Here is an 18,064-nt window from a genome sequence, read left to right on the forward strand (position 1 = left end):
GCGCAGGATGCAAGAGCGCTGCAGGGCAAAAGTAGCGCCCAAGGAAGGGTTTACAGCGCCCTCGCAATGGTCCGGCACCCCGGGGGCTTGTCGCCGGGAAAGCTCATCTCCTTGCCGATGTTGACGAAGCCTTAGAGTCCCGGGCCGAACAGCCGGCCGGCGGTGGCGGTGCTGTCCCGAGCCACCCGCGCCGGCGTCTGCCCGCGCAGGCCGGCGACCACCCGGCACACCTCCGCCACCCGGGCCGGCTCGTTGCGTTCCCCCCGGTGACCGGCCAGGGGCATGTCGGGGCTGTCGGTCTCCAGCACATAGCCGTCGTCCGGCAGCGCCGCCACGGCGCGACGGAGCCGCCGGGCCCGGTCATGGGTCACCGCGCCGCCGAGCCCCACCACGAAGCCCAGGTCGAGGAAGGCCTTCGCCTGCTCGGGCGAGCCGGCGAAGGCATGGATCAGGCCGCCGGCGGGGGGCGCCAGCTGGCGCAGACGCTTGGCGACCCGATCGTTGGCCCTCACGCAGTGGATGACCAGCGGCAGGCCGCGATCCCGCGCCAGGCGCAGCTGGGCGTCGAACAGTCGCCACTGGGCGCTCAGGCTGTCGGCGAACCGGGCGTCGATGCCGCACTCCCCTAGCGCCACCACCCCGGGGTGGGCGTCCAGGGCCGCCGCCAGCGCCTCGACGTCGTCTTCCCGATGCTCGGCCATGAAGTAGGGATGCAGTCCCAGGCAGACATCGACCTCGTCGCGGCCGCCCAGCGCCAGCACGCGGTCCCAGTGTCGCCGGACGGTGCCCGGTACCACGAGGCGCCCGACCCCCGCCGCCCGAGCCCGGGCGAAGACCGCCTCGCGATCGGCGTCGAAGTCGGGAAAGTCCAGATGGCAATGGGCGTCGATGAGCATAGGGAAAAGCTACAAGGAGCAAGCTACAAGCTGCAAGGCAGCGTGGCCGGCTACAAGGGGGTTCCTTGTAGCTCGGCGCTTGCAGCTTGTAGCTCCGGGCGAAGCCCGGTCAGTGCTCTCGGGTCGGCTGGAAGCGAATCTCCGGCCAGCGCTCCTGGGTCATCTGCAGGTTGACCCGGGTCGGGGCGATGTAGGTCAGGTAGCCACCGCCGTCGATGGCGAGGTTCTGGCTGGCCTTGCGCTTGAAGTCCTCGAGCATCCTGGGATCGTCGCAGTACACCCAGCGGGCGGTCTGGACGTTGACGCCCTCGTAGAGGCAGTCGACCTTGTACTCCTGCTTGAGGCGGTGGGCCACCACGTCGAACTGCAGGGTACCCACGGCGCCGAGGATCAGGTCGTTGTTGTCCAGCGGCATGAACACCTGGGTGGCGCCTTCCTCGGAGAGCTGCTGCAGGCCCTTCTGCAACGCCTTCATCTTCAGCGGGTCCTTGAGGCGCACCCGCTTGAACAGCTCCGGCGCGAAGTGCGGGATGCCGGTGAAGCGCATGTCCTCGCCCTGGGTGAAGGTATCGCCGATCTGGATGGTGCCGTGGTTGTGCAGGCCGATGATGTCACCGGGCCAGGCCTCCTCGACATGGGCGCGATCCGAGGCCATGAAGGTCAGGGCGTCCGCGATCTTCACGTCCTTGCCGATGCGCACGTGGCGCATCTTCATGTTCTTCTCGTACTTGCCCGAGCAGACCCGCAGGAAGGCGATGCGATCCCGGTGGTTGGGGTCCATGTTGGCCTGGATCTTGAACACGAAGCCGGTGAAGGTGCCGTCCTCGGCCTCCACGGTGCGCCGGTCGGTCTCCCGGGGCTGGGGGGAAGGGGCGTACTCGACGAAGCCGTCGAGCATCTCGCGGACCCCGAAGTTGCCCATGGCCGTCCCGAAGTACACCGGGGTCAGCTCGCCGCGCAGGTAAGCCTGATGGTCGAAGGCATGGGAGGCGCCGCGCACCAATTCCACCTCCATGCGCAGCTCCTCGGCGGCCTCCTCGCCCAGCACCGTGTCGACCTCGGGATTGTCGAGGCCCTCGATCCGCCGGTCGTCGGGGATGCGATTGCCCTGCCCCTGGGTGTAGAGATGGATGACGTCGTCGTAGAGGTGATAGACCCCCTTGAAGTGGCGGCCCATGCCGATGGGCCAGGTCATGGGCGCGCACTGGATGTTGAGCACCTCCTCGACCTCGTCCATGACCTCGATGGGGTCGCGGATGTCGCGATCCATCTTGTTGACGAAGGTGAGGATGGGGGTGGTGCGCAGTCGGCAGACCTCCATCAGTTTGATGGTGCGGTCCTCGACGCCCTTGGCGCCGTCGATGACCATCAGCGCCGAGTCCACCGCCGTCAGGGTGCGATAGGTGTCCTCGGAGAAGTCCTCGTGGCCCGGGGTGTCGAGCAGGTTGACGACGCGCCCCCCGTAGGGGAACTGCATCACCGAGGTGGTCACCGAGATGCCGCGCTCCTGCTCCATCTTCATCCAGTCGGAGGTGGCATGGCGATCGTCTCGCTTGCTCTTCACCGAGCCCGCCATCTGGATGGCGTTGCCGAACAGCAGCATCTTCTCGGTGATGGTGGTCTTGCCCGCGTCGGGGTGACTGATGATGGCGAACGTGCGTCGAAGCCCGGTTTCGTGGGCCTGGTTGGATTGGGACATTGCGTCTCGTCGCTGATTGGTACGGTCCCGCGCCGCGCGTGTCGGCCGGGAGGGATCGGTATCGGTGCCCCGATTGTACCTTCAGCCCGGGACGCTGTCGCCGGGTCACGCCGGCGCGGGCCCCCGCGGAGGGCTGGGCGCCCGTCGAGGTCGACGGATCGTCGCGAGACGCTCGGATGTCGCGTCGGGTGGTTCGGCCTGAGGAGGCGAATCGCCCGGGATTCAACGAATCGGATCGAATGACATTGGCCGAAAGACCGGGTGTCGGATCGGCGTTACGTCCGACAGGCGCCTAGATGGCGGCTCCGAGGGCGAGCCCCAGCTTCTCGACGACGAAGTCGAACACACGCTGGTCTTCGATGTCGTCGACCTCGACGGCCAGGATGGTCAGCGCCAGGATGTCGTCGCCCCGGCGACCCTCATGCAGGGGGAAGAGTCGCCGATTGGACTGCAGCATCAGGAAGAGCCCCCGGCGTGGGTCCACCCCGACGCCCCGCAGTCCCTCGCCCCGGGGAACGACGAAGACCACGTCGGGGGGCGCTGCCCGGCGGTGATGGAGATGGTGCAAGGGTAGCCGCTCGACCTGTACATGACACATGTGACTGCCTCCGGCTCTACCGCGCCAATGGGACCTATACCATAGTCCAAAGGAGGGAGAGTGGTGGCCAGGAAGCGGATGAAAATTTTGCGTCCTCGGGGATCTCGAACAGCGGTCGATATCCGACTCGGGACGCCTTCGGTACCGCGTGGGTCAAGCCTCCGGCGGGTCGCAGGCCGCCAGGCTGTCCGCCAGGGCTCGCTCCCATCGCGGGTCGCGCTGCCCGCAGACCACGAAGCTGGGATTGAGCAGGGACTCCCCGCGGTTGCAGCGCAACGGGCGCAGGGTGCGCGCCTCCAGCACCTGGCCGCCGGCGGCGGTCACCACGGCCTGGGCGGCGGCGGTGTCCCATTCACAGGTCGGCGCCAGGCGCGGATAGAGATCGGCGCCGCCCTCGGCCACGCGGCACAGCTTCAGAGAGCTCCCGAGGGACACCCGCTCATGGCGGGGCAGGCGCGCACAGAAGCCCTCGAAGGCCTCGACCCCGTGCACCCGGCTGCCGACCACCCGCCAGGGGCGGAGGTCGGGATCGGGCAGGGGGCGGACCCGGATGGACCAGCATCCCGCGGCGTCGAGCCGCACCGCCCCCTGGCCGAGCTGGCCGTACCAGAGGATCCCCGGCACCGGGGCATGGACGATCCCGAACACCGGCACGCCCTCCTCCACCAGCGCCAGGTTGAGGGTGAACTCGCCGTTGCGCCGGACGAACTCCTTGGTGCCGTCCAGGGGATCGACCAGCCAGTAGCGATGCCAGGCGCGGCGAGTGGCGTAGGGAACCTCGGCCGATTCCTCGGAAAGCACCGGCACCTCGGGCGTCAGGCCGGCCAGCAGGGCCGTGAGGGCCCGATGGGCGGCCAGGTCGGCCTCGGTCAGCGGACTCTCGTCGGCCTTGGTCTCGACCTCGAAGGGGCGCCGATACACGGCGAGGACCTCCTCGCCGGCCGAGCGCACGCCCTCCAGCAGGGCTTCCCGCAACCGGGGGGAGACGAAGGGGCGCATCGGAGAACCCTCGGCCTTCACCAGGGGAGCCGTTCGCCGTTGCTGTGCCAGAAACCGCCACTGGTTTCCAGGTTCAGCTCGGCGATACGCGCGGCCAGCCCGTCGGCGGCCTGCTCGGGGCTGATCAGGCCGCCGAAGTTCACCATCCGGGTCTGTACGTACCCCGGGTGCAGCTGCGCCACGGCGATGCCACGGGGCGCCAGGTCCACGGCCAGGGACTTGCCGAAGGCGTTGAGGGCGGCCTTGGAGGCCCGATAGCCGTAGCGCCCCCCCGAGTCGTTGTCGGCGATGGAGCCCATGCGGCTGGTGATGTTGGCGATCTTGGCGCCTTCCCCCAGGCAGGGCAGCAGCGCCTCCACCACCCTCAGGGGCGCATAGGCGTTGACCTCCATCTGGGCCCGGATGGCCTCGAAGTCGAGCGCGCCGAGCGTCTCGTCGTGCAGCATGCCGGCGTTGTTGATCAGCAGGTCCAGGGACTCGCCCTGCAGATCCTCCGCCAGCCGGGCGACGTCCTCGGGGCGGGTCACATCGATGCCTTCGATGACCCGGTTCGCCGCCTCGGCGAGCTCGAAGGAGGCCTCGCGGCAGACGCCGATGACCTGCCAGCCCTCGCCGCGATAGTGGCGGGCCAGGGCCAGGCCGACGCCGCGGTTGGCGCCGGTGATCAGTACCGTGGATGACATGGCATCTCCTTGGGGAAGGTGTCTGGCGGCCCCGAGGGGCCAGGGTCTTGAGGATAGTCGAGGGGCGACCCGCGAGGACAGGGCCGGCGCTTACCCCGGGGCCGTGGCGTCGGCCTCGGACCGCCCCAGCCGGGCCCGCAGGTGCTCCAGGTAGCTGAGCAGCACGGGGATCACCGCCAGCACCAGCAGGGTCGAGAGCCCCAGGCCGAAGGCGATGGAGACCGCCATGGGGATCAGGAACTGAGCCTGCAGCGAGGTCTCGAACAGCAGCGGCGTGAGGCCGCCGATGGTGGTGAGCGACGTGAGCAGCACCGCCCTGACCCGCTGCACCACCGCCTCGTTGAGGGCGGCATCGATGGCAAGCCCCTGGCGGCGCTGCTGGCGGTAGAAGCTCACCAGGATGATGGCGTTGTTGACCACGATGCCGGAGAGGCCGAATAGGCCGAACAGCGACAGCATGGTCAGGTCGAGCCCCATCAGCCAGTGGCCAAGCAGGGCCCCGACCAGCGCCAGCGGAATGATCGCCATGACGATCAGCGGCAGGCTCCAGGAGGCGAACACCCAGGCCAGCACCACATACATCAGGGCGAGGCCGACCACCAGCCCCATGCGCATGTCCGCGAAGGTCTCCCGCTGGTCGGCGGCGCGCCCCTCGAAGCTGTAGCGAACGCCGTGCTGGCGCATCAAGGCAGGCAGCACCGAGGCCTCCAGGGCGGCGAGGACGCGATCCGGTGTGCTGACCTCGGCGTCCACCTGGGCGGTGACCTCCACGGCCAGCCGACCGTCGGCATGGCGCAGCGCCTCGAACCCCTGGCGATGGTCCAGGGTCATGACCTGGTCCAGGGGCACGAAGCGGCCATCGGGGGTGCGCACGGTGAGCCGCGCCAGGGTCGCCAGCCGCTCGCGCTGATCCCGCGGCAGCAGCACCCGGACCTCGATCTCGTCGCGTCCGTCCTGGTAGACCTGCACCAGGCGGCCATCGAAGGCGGCCCGCAGCTGGCGGCCGAGCTCCCGGGTGGTGAGTCCCAGCGCCTCGCCGCGCGGATTGACCCGGTAGATCAGCTGCTCGCGGCCCCAGGGCATGTCGTCCGTGGTGTCGAGCACTCCGGGCAGCTCCTGCAGGGAGCGGGCCAGGTCCTCCGCGGCCCGCTTGAGGCTCTCGGCGGACTCGCCGGTCAGGCGCACGTTGACGTCGGCCCCCGGCGGACCGGCGGTCCGCTCGGTGATGCTCAGGGTCTCCAGGCCCGCCGGGAGGGCCAGGCGCTCGCGCCAGGCACGAATGAAGTCGGCGTTGCGCACGTCGCGATCGTCGGAGGGCACCAGCTCCACCATGATCGAACCGAGATTGTCGCCGCTGCGGGCGGCGGCGCCCTCGGCGAGCACGGCGCCATGGCGCGTCACGGCATGGGCCACCAGGCCCCCGCCCAGGGCGGTATCGGTGGCCTCGAGGCTCGCCTGCAGGCGCTCCAGGAAGGCATCGACTCGCTCGCGGTCGGTGCCGGCCACGAAGCTGGCGTTGGCGTAGAGCACCTGGGGCTCCGGGGTGGGGAAGAAGTTGAAGGCCAGTCGCCCCCCGACCAGCAGCCCCAGGGTGAACAGCACCACCGCCACCGCGGCGGCGAGCGTCGCGGCGCGATGGCGCAGGGTCAGGGCCGAAAAGCGCCGACAGGGCCCCTCGCGAAAGGCATCGAAGGCGGCCTCGAAGCGTCCCCGGACCCGGGCCAGCGGATGGCGCCCCTCGCCGCGGCCGGGAAGGAAGGCGTTGCGCAGGTGCGCGGGGAGCACCACGAAGCATTCCAGCAGCGAGGCGACCAGCACGCAGATCATCACCATGGGGATGTCGCCCAGGATGCTGCCGATCACGCCGCCCACCATCAGCAGCGGCATGAAGGCCGCCACCGTGGTCAGCGACGAGGCCACCACCGGCCACAGCATCCGCTTCGCCGCCCCCTCGGAGGCGTGGCGCGGTGCCTCCCCCTGGCGGAAATGGGCGTCGGCATCCTCGCCCACCACGATGGCGTCGTCGACGATCACGCCCAGCGCCATGATCAGGGCGAACAGGGAGAGCATGTTCACCGAGCCGCCGATGACCCAGAACACCGTCATCGCCCCGAGGAAGGCGGTGGGAATGCCCACCGCCACCCAGAACGCCACCCGCCCCGGGAGGAAGAAGTAGAGCAGCCCCAGCACCAGCAGCAGGCCGCCCAGTCCATTGTCGACCAGCAGACCGATGCGCTCGGCGATGAGCTGCCAGGTCTGGTCGTGCACCTCGAGCGTGACCGTGGGCGGCAGCCGGGACCGCGTCTCGTCCAGCCAGCCCGCCAGCGCCTCGGCGGCGGCCAGGGAATTGCCGGCCTCGTCGCGCTGCAGCAGCAGTTCCACCGCCGGCCGCCCGGCCTGGCTGAGGGTCACCTGGCCGGCCCGGGGTTCCTGGCGAATGGTGGCGATGTCCCCCAGGCGCAGCTGGACCCGATCGCTGCTGAGGATCGGCAGCTCCGCGAACCCGGCCGGGGTCCGCCGCTGTTCCACGGCCCGCAGTTCCCGGGTGCTGTCCCGTTGACCCAGCAGCCCGGCGGGCAGGTCCCGGGACATCAGGTCGACGCGCTCGGCGATCTCGTCCAGGCCGAGCTGCAGGCCCTGGAGACGTTCCACGGGCACCTCGATGCTGATCTGCTGTTCCGGCAGCCCCTGGGTCTCCACCCGGTCGATGCCCGCCTGGAGCAACTCGTCCTCGAAGCGATGCGCCAGGCGTCGCAGCTCCTCGGCGGCCACCTCGCCATGGATCAGCAGGCGCGCCACCGGCTCGTAGCGGGCCACGCGGTTGACGCGGGGCGCCTCGGCCTGGGCCGGCAGGCTGGTGAAGTCCTCGACCCGCTGGCGCACGTCGTCCAGGGCGAGCACCGGGTCGGTGCCCTCGCGAAACTCCAGGGTGATGCTGGACACGCCCTGGGCCGAGGTGGAGGTCATGCGCTTGAGCCCGTCGAGGCTGCGCAGGCGCTGTTCCAGGGGCACGGTGATGCCCTGCTCGATGTCCTCGGCGGCGGCGCCGGTCCAGACGGTGCGCACACCGATCACGTCCAGCGCGAAGTCGGGGAAGAACTGGATGTTCATGCGCGCCAGCCCCAGGATCCCGCCCAGCAGCATCACCAGCATCACCAGGTTGGCCGCGACCCGGTGATGGACGAAGAACCCCAGCGCCCCCCGGCGACGGCTCATGCTCCCTCCCCGGCATCTGCGTCCGCGACCTCGACCCGAAGCCCGTCCAGGGCATTGGGCAGGTGGGTGATGATCACCGCCTGGCCATCCGAGAGGGCGTCATCGCTGACCAGCACCCAGCTCTCGCCGTCCGGTCCCGGGACCTCCCCGTGCCGGGTCACCTGCAGGCGCCGCATGCGACCGGCATCGTTGCGCAGGTAGAGCACGTCGTCCCCGTAGAGGGCACTGGGCGGCACGGCCAGGGCGGCCGCCACCGTCGGCCGGCGGAGCCGGACGTCCACCAGCTGGCCCGGCTGGAGCCCGGCCGGCGCGCCGACCACGCGCAGGATGGCCTCGGTGCCGCCCGGCCGGCTGGCGCCGGCGAAGCCGGCCAGGCGGAACCGCGTCCCCTCGCCACGGGCGATCAGCCGGCGCCCGTCATCGAGCGCCTGCTGCAGCTCGGCGAGATGGGCGTTGGGCACCAGGGCGCGCAGCTCCAGGCCTTGCCGGGGATAGACCGTGAGCAACTCGGCCCCGGTCGCCACCCGCTCCCCGGGCGCCGCCCTGAGGTCGGTGACGACCCCGTCGAAGGGCGCCGTGACCCGGGCCCGAGCGGCATCGCGCCGGGCCTCGGCGAGGCCCGCCTCGGCCTCGGCCAGGCCGGCCTCGAGCCGCGCTCGGCGAGCGGGGGCTTCGGCCAGGGCGGTCTGGCGGGCATTGACGGTGATCCGGGCCCGGGCCAGGGCATCCCGGGCGTCGTCCAGGGCCGACGACGAGGCCAGGTTGCGCTCGACGAGCGACTCGGTGCGCGCATGGCGACGTCGGGCGTTGTCGAGCAGCTCCCGTTCGCGGGCCAGCGCGGCCTCGTCCCGCTCGCGGCGAACCCGCTCCGCCTCGAGCTGGGCCGTCAGGTCGGCGACCCGGGCCCGGGCCCGAGCCAGCAGGGGCGCCACGTCGGCGTCGTCGAGGGCTACCAGCAGCTCCCCCTGCGTCACCCGCTGGCCTTCGCGCACCGGCCGCTCGGCCACCCTGGCCGTGAGCGACGCCGTGACGGTGACCGACTCCGGCGCCACGATCTCGCCGTAAAGCGGCAGCCTCGGCGCGTGTTCGCCCAGCGCCACCCGTCGGGTCTCCACCCGCCAGCTGCGCTCCTGGGGGACCACCGTCTGGGGCTCGGGTCGGGTGGCCCGCAACCCGAGGAAGGCGGCCAGCCCCAGGGCCAGGATCAGCAAGGGGATCAGCAGTCGTCGCATCTCAAGACGCCCGTCGTCGAATTCGCGATCTCCAATATACAGGTCCGGGGGCGCATCGGCAGCCGGGCGACACGATGCCGCGGGGCGGCACCGCCCGTCGCGATCGGTTATCATCGCCCGCAACCTGCACCGCGGAGTCCCCATGCAAGCCGCCCTGCCCCTGCCGCTGTCCACCCCCAACCGCAACCTGGTCCGGCTGACCATCGTGCGCGGGATCACCTGGACCGGCTTCCTGGCCGGGATCATCATCGGCGTGGAGGGGCTCGGCTTCGCCCTGGACCTGCCGGCCGTGATCGGCGTGATCCTGGTGATGGGGCTGATCAACGTCGGCACCTGGTGGCGACTGGGTCGACCCCGGGCGGTGACCCACCGCGAGTACCTGGCCCACCTGCTGGCCGACATGGCGGGCCTGACGCTACTGTTCTACTTCACCGGCGGCTCCACCAACCCCTTCATCAACTACTACCTGGTGCCGGTGACCATCGCCGCCGCCACCCTCCCCTGGCGGCATGCCTGGACCGTGGCCGCCGCCGGCATGGGCGGCTACAGCTTCCTGATGGTGTTCTACCATCCGGTTCCCCAGCTCGGCATGCCCCATGCCGAGGCCGGCGTGAACCTGCACACCCTGGGGATGTGGCTGAACTTCGCCCTCTCTGCCGGGCTGGTGACCTTCTTCATCTTCAAGATGGCCCGCGCCCTGCGGGGTCGGGATCAGGCGCTTTCCCGCACCCGCGAGGCGGTCCTGCGCAACGAGCAGGTGCTGGCCGTGGCCACCCAGGCCGCGGGCACCGCCCACGAGCTCGGCACGCCGCTGTCCACCATGGCGGTGCTGCTCAAGGAGATGCGGGAGGACGCCCGCGGCGACGCCCTGCTGGAGAAGGACATCGACCTGCTGCGCCAGCAGGTCGACACCTGCAAGTCGCGGCTGCGCCACCTGGTGGACAGCGCCGACCGTCGTCGCATGGCCCGGCCCGAGATCCGCGACGCCCAGGAATGGCTGGCCGGCGTGGTGCAACGCTGGCTGGTGCTGCGGCCCGACGTCGGCCACCGCCTCGAGGTGATCGGCCGGCGCGGCAGCCCCAGGCTCGCGGTGGACACCACCCTCGACCAGGCGCTGACCAACCTGCTCAACAACGCCGCCGATGCCAACCCGGATGACATCGCCATCCAGCTCGACTGGACCCCCGAGGAGGTGGTGATCGACATCCGCGACCACGGGCCCGGGGTCTCGCTGTCCATCGCCGACCAGCTCGGCGAGACCTTCGTCTCCACCAAGAGCAAGGGGCTGGGCATCGGGCTCTTCCTGACCCACGCCACCATCAACCGCTTCGGCGGCGGCGTGAGGCTGTACAATCATCCCGAGGGCGGCACCCTGACCGAGGTGACCCTGCCCCGAAGCGACCCCGCGGCCTGAGCCCGGGGCCTCGACTCCCCTGCGAGGATGCCATGCAAGAGACCGACCAACGCCTGCTGATCATCGACGACGACGAGATGTTCTGTCATGTGCTGCATCGGGCCATGAGCCGCCGCGGCTACGAGGTGCTGGTGGCCCACGACTCGGCCGAGGCGCTTTCCCTGGCCCGCCAGCACCGGCCGGGGCTGGCCACCCTCGACCTCAAGCTGGAGCAGGAATCCGGCCTGAAGCTGCTTCCGGAACTGCTGGAACTGGTGCCGGACTGCCGGGTGGTGGTGCTGACCGGCTATTCGAGCATCGCCACGGCGGTGGAGGCCATCAAGCTCGGCGCCGTGAACTACCTGTGCAAGCCGGCGGACGCGGACGAGGTGCTCACCGCCCTGGCTCGGGAGGAGGGCGACCCCCAGGCGGAGGTCGCCGAGCATCCGCCCTCGATCAACCGGCTGACCTGGGAGCACATCCAGAAGGTGCTGCAGGAACACGACGGCAACATCTCCGCCACCGCCCGGGCGCTCGGCATGCACCGGCGCACCCTGCAGCGCAAGCTGCAGAAGCGGCCGGTCAGGCGCTGATCCCGGCTTCGCCGGAGCTGGAAGCTGGAAGCTGGAAGCTGGAAGCTGGAAGCTGGAAGCTGGAAGCTGGAAGCTGGAAGCTGGAAGCTGGAAGCTGGAAGCTGGAAGCTGGAAAACAGCATGGTGCCTCCAGAACCCGAGTCAAGGGGTCTTTCTTCTAGCTTCCAGCTTCCAGACGCGAAGCGCCGCTCTTCAAGCTTGAAGCTTATTGAGCTGTCCACCCCAGGTCGATGTTCCAGCTGGCCCCGGTGACGGCGCCGGCGGCGTCGGAGGCCAGGTAGCCGACCAGGGAGGCGACCTCGTCGGGGTCGATCAGGCGCTTGACCGCGGCGTTCTTGAGCATGATCTGCTCGATCACCTCCTGTTCCTCCATGCCGTGCAGCCTGGCCTGGTCGGCGATCTGGTTGTCCACCAGCGGGGTCTTCACGTAGGCCGGGCAGAGGGCGTTGGCGGTGATGCCCTGGGGCCCGCCCTCGAGGGCCGCGGTCTTGGTCAGCCCGATCATGCCATGCTTGGCGCTGATGTAGGCCGCCTTGCCCGGCGAGGCCACCTGGGCGTGGACCGAGGCGATATTGACGATGCGGCCCCAGCCGGCCTCGCGCATGGACGGCCAGGCGGCCTGGGTGAGCAGGAAGGGGGCGGTGAGCATCAGGTCGATGATGCGTCGCCACTGGTCCTCGGGGAAGTCCTCGATGGGCGAGACGTGCTGGATGCCGGCGTTGTTGACCAGGATGTCCAGCCGGCCGAACCGCGACAGGGCGTCGGCCACGGCCGCCTTGCAGGCCTCGCCGTCGGTGAGGTCGGCCTGGAAGAAGGCGGCCCCGGCCCGTTCGGCGACCTCCTTGCCCGCGGGGTTGAAGTCCACGGCCAGGACCTGGTGACCCTGCTCGCAGAAGTGGCGCACCACGGCTTCGCCGATGCCGCTGCCGGTGCCGGTGACCAGGGCGACGCGGGGGGTGGGAGTGGCGGTCATGGAAACTCCTCGCTCCGATTCCTTGGGGAAGACTGCGCCTCCAGCATAAGGGGCCGCGACGCACCGCACCAGAAGCGTATCCCGCTTTCAGGCTTCCGGGGCCATCACTCGCTCCATCAGCCGCTGAGCGAGGCGGCTGCCCTCCTGCAACGACGCCACGTCGGAGAGATCGTCGAGCAGCCGACACACCCAGAGCCAGTCGTCGTCCAGCGTCAGGAGCCGGAAAGGGTAGGCGCCCGAAGGCAGGGACAACGACGACCGGGCCTCGGCCTCGGGGCTCGCCGTGCCCTCCTCGACCGGCACCAGCGCCAGGGACAGCGTCACGGGGGTGATCAGGGCGCCCAGTAGTCCGGGGCGGCCGTCCGGCAAGGTCCAGGGCTGGAAGCACAGGGCGTCCACGCCGAGTCGGGGGTTGTAGCGGGCCTCCGACTTGGCGGCCCTGAGATGGGCGCGTTCCCAGGCCCTCGCCAGCCGTTGCAAGCGATCGTATTGGTCGGCCGTCAGTGCCTGCATCCTGCCTCCGGTTCCTGATGGGGGGGGCGCCAGTATAGCCGGCCCGGGCGGCGCTCGGCAGAGGGGCCGAGTCCCTGGCTCGGCGTGAGGCCGGACAGGCTGCTAGCATGAAGGCGTTCCCATCCGCGAAGGAGCCGCCATGTCCCCCGAACAGCGCCTGGAAATCGCCGTCGACATCGCCACCCATGCCGGGCGCCTGATCGTGGAGGCCCGCGAGGAGGGCGACTTCGGCCACCGCTACAAGACGAACGGTCAGGAACTGGTCACCGATATCGACGTGGAGGTGGACACCTACATCGGCGAGCGACTCGAGGCCAGCTTTCCTCGAGAACAACGCCTCAGCGAGGAACTCGCCCCCGACCGGGAAGTGCTGGAACAGCCGCGGGACCTGTGGGTGGTGGATCCCATCGACGGCACGGTGAACTTCGCCCACGGCCTGCATCACGTGGCGGTCTCGATCGGCTGGGTCAGCGGGGGGCATCTCAAGGTCGGCGTGGTCCATGCCCCCTTCCTCGACGAGACCTTCACGGCGCTGGCCGGTCGCGGGGCCTGGCGCAACGGCGAACCGATCCGCGTCAGCCGGGCCAGGGACCTGTCCCGTTGCCTGGTGGGCACCGGCTTCCCCTATCGCCACGACAGCCGCCCCCCGCTGATGCGACGCCTGATGGCGGTGCTCACCCATTGCCAGGACGTGCGCCGGGCCGGCTCGGCCGCCCTGGACCTCTGCGCCGTGGCCTGCGGCCGGCTGGATGCCTACTACGAGAGCGTCTCCCCCTGGGACCTGGCCGCCGGCCTGCTGATCGCCCGTGAGGCCGGCGCCCGCACGGGCCACCTCTACCCGGGCCCGGGCGGCATCCCCGAGGATCTCTATGGCGAGAACCTGCTCGTCGCGACCCCCGGGATCCACGACGAGCTGGGGGATCTCCTGCGTCGGGCCGACGCCAGCGACCTGGGCAAGGTCTGAGCCCCAGGCCGTCGCCCCCGTCGGACCCGCTCGCAGGCTTGCCCGGCCACCCCGCCCGACCGATCCGCCCGGCGGGAGATCTCCCCGTCGGCAGGACCCCGGCGCCCCCGCGTCGGACTCTGTGGCGACAGACCTGAGTCTGAGTTGTCATAGGTCGAGATAATCACTCCATCAGCCTCCGGCTATTGGCCAAATGCGCCAGGCTCGTTCACAATAGCACCAGTTTTTTCCTACTCATTCCCAGGCATCAACCGATGCAAGGAGTCACGCGAATGTTCGTCGTCATCTTCGGCCGTCCCGCCTGCCCGTTCTGCGTCCGCGCCAAGGAACTCGCCGAGCGGCTCGAGAGCGCCGGCGCCATCGAGGGCTTCCGTTACGTGGACATCCACGAGGAAGGCATCAGCAAGGCCGACATGGAGAAGACCATCGGCAAGCCGGTGGAAACGGTCCCCCAGATCTTCGTCGATCGCTCCCATGTCGGTGGCTTCACCGAGTTCGACCAGTACGTGCGCGAACGGGAGCTGCTGTCGGCCGTAACCGCCGGCTGAGGCCCCGCGCCGAAGCCCCGCCCGAAACCGCCCTCCGGGGCGGTTTCTGCGTTCTGGCGCTCGAGTCCCCGCCTCGTTGAATCCGCCCACACCCCCGCCGCTTACACTGGCTCTCAAGGACACGGGATCCGTACAGAGGGCTTGGCAGGATGCAACGGGAAGAGTTCGTTCAGCAGCTATGGCTGGACTATGTGCACCAGCACCCGGATATCGGCGCCCTTCGGCTGTGGCCGGTCGAGTCACCGCCGGAATACCTGGCGTTGCTGACGCTCAACCAGCCTCCCTGGTCCATGGAGGCCCTGCTGCCGACCCTGGTGCGCTTCGGCTATCGCCCGGTGCAGCGTTACGCCATGGCCGATCGAGGCCTGCTGGCGACCCTGCTGGCCGCGCCGGGGGACGGGGCCTGGCTGGTGCTGGCGGAACTCCAGCTCGGCACCCTTTCCCGCGGCCCCCGGGAGACGCTGCGTCGCCTGGTGGCCCAGGCGCATCCGGCCCGGGCCCGAAGCCAGAACCTGCTGTGCCAGGGGCGCCCCTGGCCGATGCCGGACTGGGCCAGCTACCAGGCCCTGACGGCGGCCCATCCCCTGGCCGGCTGGCTGGCGGTGATGGGCCCGCGGCTTCACCACCCGGGCTTCGACTGCGGGCGACTCGGCCAGGACCTCGGCCGGCTCGACGACGCCCTGCGCCAGGCCGGCCTCGCCGGCCATGCCGACCGCCATCACGGCATCCTCCCCATCTCGCCCCTGCTGGACTATCGCTTCTATCCGACCCAGCCCCGTCGACTCGCCTTCGCCCAGGGTGACGAGCATCGCGTGTCGCTGGGCGGCCTGGCCCTCGTGCAGAAGCAGGTCAGTGCCAACCAGGAACGGGCCGCCGAGCTGCTGCTGCCCCACCATACCCGCTGCGAGCTGACCTGATCTCCAGGCCCGGCTCGATCGGCCATCCACAGAATCTGTGGATAACGCTGTGCATCGCCCCGGCACAAGCGTCCACGGCCCCCATGACGCGGCCAAGCCCCTCGGAATGATCAGTTTTTCGACAGCCCGCCGGTGCCGAAACGACGACGGCCCGGGCGCAGGCCCGGGCCGTCGTGACGCGTCGCGACCGCTCCTGCATCAGTCGCCGAAGACCATCTCCGGCACATGCTCGGGAACGACCAGCTTGCCGGCGGTCTTCTCGACGATCTCCTCGACGGAGACCCCGGGGGCACGCTCCTTCAGCACGAAGGCGCCGTCCTCGATCTCCAGGTAGGCCAGGTCGGTGAGCACCCGGTTGATGCAGCCGGCGCCGGTCAGCGGCAGGGTGCACTGTTCGAGCAGCTTGGATTCGCCGTGCTTGGAGGCGTGGGTCATGGTGCAGATGATGTTCTCGGCCCCGGCCACCAGGTCCATGGCGCCGCCCATGCCCTTGATCAGCTTGCCGGGAATCATCCAGGAGGCGATGTTGCCGTGCTGGTCGACCTCGAAGGCGCCGAGCACGGTCAGGTCCACATGGCCGCCACGGATCATGGCGAAGGATTCCGCGGAGGAGAAGATCGCCGCGCCCGGACGGGCGGTGACGGTCTGCTTGCCGGCATTGATCATGTCCGGATCCACCTCTTCCTCGGTGGGGAAGCGGCCCATGCCCAGCAGGCCGTTCTCGGACTGCAGCATGACGTCGATGTCGTCCGGGACGTAGTTGGCCACCAGGGTGGGGATGCCGATGCCCAGGTTGACGTAGAAGCCGTCCTCGAGTTCGCGCGCCACGCGCATTGCCATCTGTTCGCGAGTCAGTGCCATCGTTGATGCCTCTTGAATCTTGTAAGGGATAAGCGTCATCTTCGAGCGCAGTTCCCCGACCTCGGCCAGGATGAGCGCCGGGAACAAGCCGGAGCGAGGGGCTCTTGCCATGGAGGGCAAAAGTAGCGCCCATGCATGGGTTTGCTGCGCCCTCGCGGTGGCCCGGCATTCCGGGGCTTGTCGCCGGAAAAGCTCATCTCTCGACGGGTCGTGAAAAGGCTCTTAGCCCTGGTGCACGGTGCGCTTCTCGATGCGCTTCTCGAAGCTGCCCTGGATGATGCGGTCCACGTAGATGCCCGGGGTGTGGATCTGGTCGGGCTTGAGCTCGCCGGGTTCCACGATCTCCTCCACCTCGACCACGGTGATCTTGCCGGCGGTCGCGGCCAGGGGGTTGAAGTTCTGGGCGGTGTCACGATAGACGACGTTGCCGTAGCGATCGGCCTTCCAGCCCTTGACGATGGCGAAGTCGCCCACCACGGATTCCTCGAGGATGTAGTGGCGGCCGTTGAACTCGCGCACCTCCTTGCCCTCGCCGATCGGCGTGCCGTACCCGGTGGCGGTATAGAAGGCGGGAATGCCGGCGCCGCCGGCGCGCATCTTCTCGGCCAGGGTGCCCTGGGGGGTCAGCACCACCTCGATGTCGCCCTCCAGCATCTGCTGCTCGAACAGCGCGTTCTCGCCCACGTAGGAGGCGTGGATGGTCTTGATCTGGCGGTCCTCGAGCAGCAGGCCCAGACCGAAGCCGTCCACGCCACAGTTGTTGGAGTAGACGGTCAGGTCCGTGACGCCGCGACGCTTGATCTCGGCGATCAGGTTCTCGGGAATGCCGCACAGCCCGAAGCCACCGGCGATCACGGTCATGCCGCTCTCGATACCGGCCATCGCTTCTTCGTAGGTGCCCACACGCTTGTCGAATCCGGCCATATCGCTGCCTCGCATGGTTGGAGATGGGATTGTTGTCGCCGTTACGGCAGTGTCGCGGGGGGCAATATATTTGTTAAGTTTGTTTTTTTTATGAATTGCTTTACTTTATAAATAAATCCCTCCCGGGAGGTCGCCATGACCGTCAAGCAGCTGCGTGCCTTCCTCGCCGTGGCCCAGACCCTCAGCTTCACCCAGGCCTGCGAACGGCTGCATCTCTCCCAGCCGGCGCTCAGCCTGACCATCAAGGGACTGGAGGAATCGCTGGGGGGCCGCCTGTTGACGCGCAGCACCCGCAGCGTTCGTCTGACCCCGGAGGGCGAGTCCCTGGTGCCCCTGGCCAAGCGCCTGCTGGCCGACTGGGACAACACCGAGGAACTGCTGCGCCAGCGCTTCACCCTGCGCCTGGGCCGCGTCGCCCTGGCCGCCATGCCCTCCTTCGCCGGCAACCAGCTACCCGCGGTGCTGATGGCCTTCCGGGCGCGCTACCCGCACATCAACGTCACGGTACACGACGTCATCAACGAGCAGGTCATCGACATGGTCCGCCAGGGCCGCGTGGAACTGGGCATCGCCTTCGAACCCGAGGCGGCGGAATCCCTGCACTTCGCGCCGCTGTTCGAGGATCGCTTCGTGGCCGTGGTGCCGGCGGCCTCGCCCCTGGCCGATCGGCCGGACATCGACTGGCCCACCCTGCTCAGGGCGGACTTCATCACCCTGCAACGTCCCTCCATGGTGCGCCTGCTGCTGGAGCAGCAGCTGCAACGCCAGGGCATCGCGCTGCCCGTGGCCTTCGAGAGCCACCAGTTGGCCACGGTGGGCCGGATGGTCGCCGAGGGCCTGGGGGTGAGTGCCGTCCCCTCGCTGTGCATCGACCAGATGCACGAGCTGGGCGCACGCTGCCTCGCCCTCCATGCGCCGGTCATCCAGCGCGCCGTGGGGGTGCTCTCGCCGGGCCCGGGCAGCCTGTCGGTCGCCGCCCAGGCGCTGCGCGAGGTGCTTCAGGAGACGATCACCACCCCGGTGCTAAGCTCGGAGTAGGCGTTGCGGCAAGGGGA

The 18,064-nt window shown here is 69.5% G+C and carries 17 protein-coding genes; 6 read left to right on the plus strand and 11 right to left on the minus strand.

The genetic code is table 11. The features are described 5' to 3' along the window. Window positions 1–131: 131 nt before the first annotated feature. The 7 genes from BEI_RS09350 to BEI_RS09380 form a co-directional block, all read right to left on the minus strand. Entirely contained in the window at window positions 132–896 is a 765-nt protein-coding gene (locus BEI_RS09350; RefSeq protein ID WP_097789268.1) for a TatD family hydrolase, read from the minus strand. A gap of 109 nt (window positions 897–1,005) precedes the next feature. Further along, window positions 1,006–2,595, minus strand: a complete 1,590-nt coding sequence (locus BEI_RS09355; protein ID WP_097789269.1) for a peptide chain release factor 3 — start codon at window positions 2,593–2,595, stop codon at window positions 1,006–1,008. A 292-nt stretch (window positions 2,596–2,887) separates the two neighbouring features. After that, window positions 2,888–3,193, minus strand: a complete 306-nt coding sequence (locus BEI_RS09360) for a hypothetical protein (RefSeq protein ID WP_097789270.1) — start codon at window positions 3,191–3,193, stop codon at window positions 2,888–2,890. Between the two features lie 153 nt (window positions 3,194–3,346). Further along, complete coding sequence (gene cysQ, locus BEI_RS09365; protein ID WP_097789271.1) at window positions 3,347–4,192, minus strand: 3'(2'),5'-bisphosphate nucleotidase CysQ; 846 nt, start codon at window positions 4,190–4,192, stop codon at window positions 3,347–3,349. A gap of 17 nt (window positions 4,193–4,209) precedes the next feature. Continuing rightward, window positions 4,210–4,875 carry an SDR family oxidoreductase gene (locus tag BEI_RS09370; RefSeq protein ID WP_097789272.1) on the minus strand — a complete coding sequence of 222 codons (666 nt, stop codon included), beginning with the start codon at window positions 4,873–4,875 and terminating at the stop codon, window positions 4,210–4,212. 90 nt (window positions 4,876–4,965) lie between these two features. Next, entirely contained in the window at window positions 4,966–8,091 is a 3,126-nt protein-coding gene (locus BEI_RS09375; RefSeq protein WP_097789273.1) for an efflux RND transporter permease subunit, read from the minus strand. Then, window positions 8,088–9,323, minus strand: coding sequence for an efflux RND transporter periplasmic adaptor subunit (locus BEI_RS09380; protein ID WP_097789274.1), 1,236 nt, complete (start codon window positions 9,321–9,323; stop codon window positions 8,088–8,090). Before BEI_RS09380 ends, BEI_RS09375 begins: the two co-directional genes overlap by 4 nt. A 142-nt stretch (window positions 9,324–9,465) precedes the next feature. On the opposite strand from BEI_RS09380, the gene BEI_RS09385 reads away from it, so the two are divergent. Next, window positions 9,466–10,737 (plus strand): ATP-binding protein, encoded by a 1,272-nt coding sequence (locus BEI_RS09385; RefSeq protein ID WP_097789275.1) that lies wholly within the window; start codon window positions 9,466–9,468, stop codon window positions 10,735–10,737. A 32-nt stretch (window positions 10,738–10,769) separates the two neighbouring features. Next, window positions 10,770–11,309: a response regulator transcription factor gene (locus BEI_RS09390; protein WP_097789276.1), complete on the plus strand. Its 540-nt coding sequence runs from the start codon at window positions 10,770–10,772 to the stop codon at window positions 11,307–11,309. Between the two features lie 205 nt (window positions 11,310–11,514). Here BEI_RS09390 and BEI_RS09395 read toward each other — a convergent pair whose 3' ends face one another. Continuing rightward, window positions 11,515–12,282 carry a 3-hydroxybutyrate dehydrogenase gene (locus BEI_RS09395; protein WP_097789277.1) on the minus strand — a complete coding sequence of 256 codons (768 nt, stop codon included), beginning with the start codon at window positions 12,280–12,282 and terminating at the stop codon, window positions 11,515–11,517. Window positions 12,283–12,369: 87 nt separating this feature from the next. Further along, a complete protein-coding gene (hybE, locus tag BEI_RS09400; protein ID WP_097789278.1) occupies window positions 12,370–12,795 on the minus strand; it encodes a [NiFe]-hydrogenase assembly chaperone HybE in 426 nt (141 codons plus the stop codon). A 139-nt stretch (window positions 12,796–12,934) separates the two neighbouring features. Between hybE and BEI_RS09405 the strand changes: the two genes are divergently transcribed. From BEI_RS09405 to BEI_RS09415, 3 genes are all read left to right on the plus strand, one after another. Next, complete coding sequence (locus tag BEI_RS09405) at window positions 12,935–13,759, plus strand: inositol monophosphatase family protein (protein ID WP_097789279.1); 825 nt, start codon at window positions 12,935–12,937, stop codon at window positions 13,757–13,759. A 272-nt stretch (window positions 13,760–14,031) separates the two neighbouring features. Further along, on the plus strand, window positions 14,032–14,307 hold the full coding sequence (locus BEI_RS09410; RefSeq protein ID WP_097789280.1) for a GrxA family glutaredoxin: 276 nt from the start codon (window positions 14,032–14,034) through the stop codon (window positions 14,305–14,307). Between the two features lie 149 nt (window positions 14,308–14,456). Then, window positions 14,457–15,224 (plus strand): VOC family protein, encoded by a 768-nt coding sequence (locus BEI_RS09415; RefSeq protein WP_097789281.1) that lies wholly within the window; start codon window positions 14,457–14,459, stop codon window positions 15,222–15,224. Window positions 15,225–15,422: 198 nt separating this feature from the next. Here BEI_RS09415 and BEI_RS09420 read toward each other — a convergent pair whose 3' ends face one another. Together BEI_RS09420 and BEI_RS09425 are read right to left on the minus strand one after the other, a co-directional pair. Beyond that, window positions 15,423–16,085, minus strand: a complete 663-nt coding sequence (locus BEI_RS09420) for a CoA transferase subunit B (protein WP_097789282.1) — start codon at window positions 16,083–16,085, stop codon at window positions 15,423–15,425. Between the two features lie 222 nt (window positions 16,086–16,307). Then, the gene (locus BEI_RS09425) at window positions 16,308–17,009 is read right to left on the minus strand and encodes a CoA transferase subunit A (RefSeq protein ID WP_097789283.1); all 702 of its coding nucleotides are present in this window, start codon (window positions 17,007–17,009) and stop codon (window positions 16,308–16,310) included. A 135-nt stretch (window positions 17,010–17,144) separates the two neighbouring features. On the opposite strand from BEI_RS09425, the gene BEI_RS09430 reads away from it, so the two are divergent. Further along, the gene (locus BEI_RS09430) at window positions 17,145–18,047 is read left to right on the plus strand and encodes a LysR family transcriptional regulator (protein ID WP_097789284.1); all 903 of its coding nucleotides are present in this window, start codon (window positions 17,145–17,147) and stop codon (window positions 18,045–18,047) included. The last annotated feature ends 17 nt before the right edge of the window (window positions 18,048–18,064 follow it).

Source organism: Halomonas beimenensis (genome assembly GCF_002549795.1).
In the GTDB taxonomy this organism is placed as follows: Bacteria; Pseudomonadota; Gammaproteobacteria; order Pseudomonadales; family Halomonadaceae; genus Halomonas; species Halomonas beimenensis.

Bases quoted from the DNA above. Each gene is read 5' to 3' on its own strand.
- BEI_RS09370 (WP_097789272.1), bottom strand. From the start codon at position 4,875: ATGTCATCCACGGTACTGATCACCGGCGCCAACCGCGGCGTCGGCCTG.
- BEI_RS09385 (WP_097789275.1), top strand. From the start codon at position 9,466: ATGCAAGCCGCCCTGCCCCTGCCGCTGTCCACCCCCAACCGCAACCTG.
- BEI_RS09430 (WP_097789284.1), top strand. From the start codon at position 17,145: ATGACCGTCAAGCAGCTGCGTGCCTTCCTCGCCGTGGCCCAGACCCTC.
- BEI_RS09350 (WP_097789268.1), bottom strand. From the start codon at position 896: ATGCTCATCGACGCCCATTGCCATCTGGACTTTCCCGACTTCGACGCC.
- BEI_RS09355 (WP_097789269.1), bottom strand. From the start codon at position 2,595: ATGTCCCAATCCAACCAGGCCCACGAAACCGGGCTTCGACGCACGTTC.
- BEI_RS09380 (WP_097789274.1), bottom strand. From the start codon at position 9,323: ATGCGACGACTGCTGATCCCCTTGCTGATCCTGGCCCTGGGGCTGGCC.
- hybE (WP_097789278.1), bottom strand. From the start codon at position 12,795: ATGCAGGCACTGACGGCCGACCAATACGATCGCTTGCAACGGCTGGCG.
- BEI_RS09425 (WP_097789283.1), bottom strand. From the start codon at position 17,009: ATGGCCGGATTCGACAAGCGTGTGGGCACCTACGAAGAAGCGATGGCC.
- BEI_RS09415 (WP_097789281.1), top strand. From the start codon at position 14,457: ATGCAACGGGAAGAGTTCGTTCAGCAGCTATGGCTGGACTATGTGCAC.
- BEI_RS09410 (WP_097789280.1), top strand. From the start codon at position 14,032: ATGTTCGTCGTCATCTTCGGCCGTCCCGCCTGCCCGTTCTGCGTCCGC.
- BEI_RS09420 (WP_097789282.1), bottom strand. From the start codon at position 16,085: ATGGCACTGACTCGCGAACAGATGGCAATGCGCGTGGCGCGCGAACTC.
- BEI_RS09405 (WP_097789279.1), top strand. From the start codon at position 12,935: ATGTCCCCCGAACAGCGCCTGGAAATCGCCGTCGACATCGCCACCCAT.
- BEI_RS09375 (WP_097789273.1), bottom strand. From the start codon at position 8,091: ATGAGCCGTCGCCGGGGGGCGCTGGGGTTCTTCGTCCATCACCGGGTC.
- cysQ (WP_097789271.1), bottom strand. From the start codon at position 4,192: ATGCGCCCCTTCGTCTCCCCCCGGTTGCGGGAAGCCCTGCTGGAGGGC.
- BEI_RS09390 (WP_097789276.1), top strand. From the start codon at position 10,770: ATGCAAGAGACCGACCAACGCCTGCTGATCATCGACGACGACGAGATG.
- BEI_RS09395 (WP_097789277.1), bottom strand. From the start codon at position 12,282: ATGACCGCCACTCCCACCCCCCGCGTCGCCCTGGTCACCGGCACCGGC.
- BEI_RS09360 (WP_097789270.1), bottom strand. From the start codon at position 3,193: ATGTGTCATGTACAGGTCGAGCGGCTACCCTTGCACCATCTCCATCAC.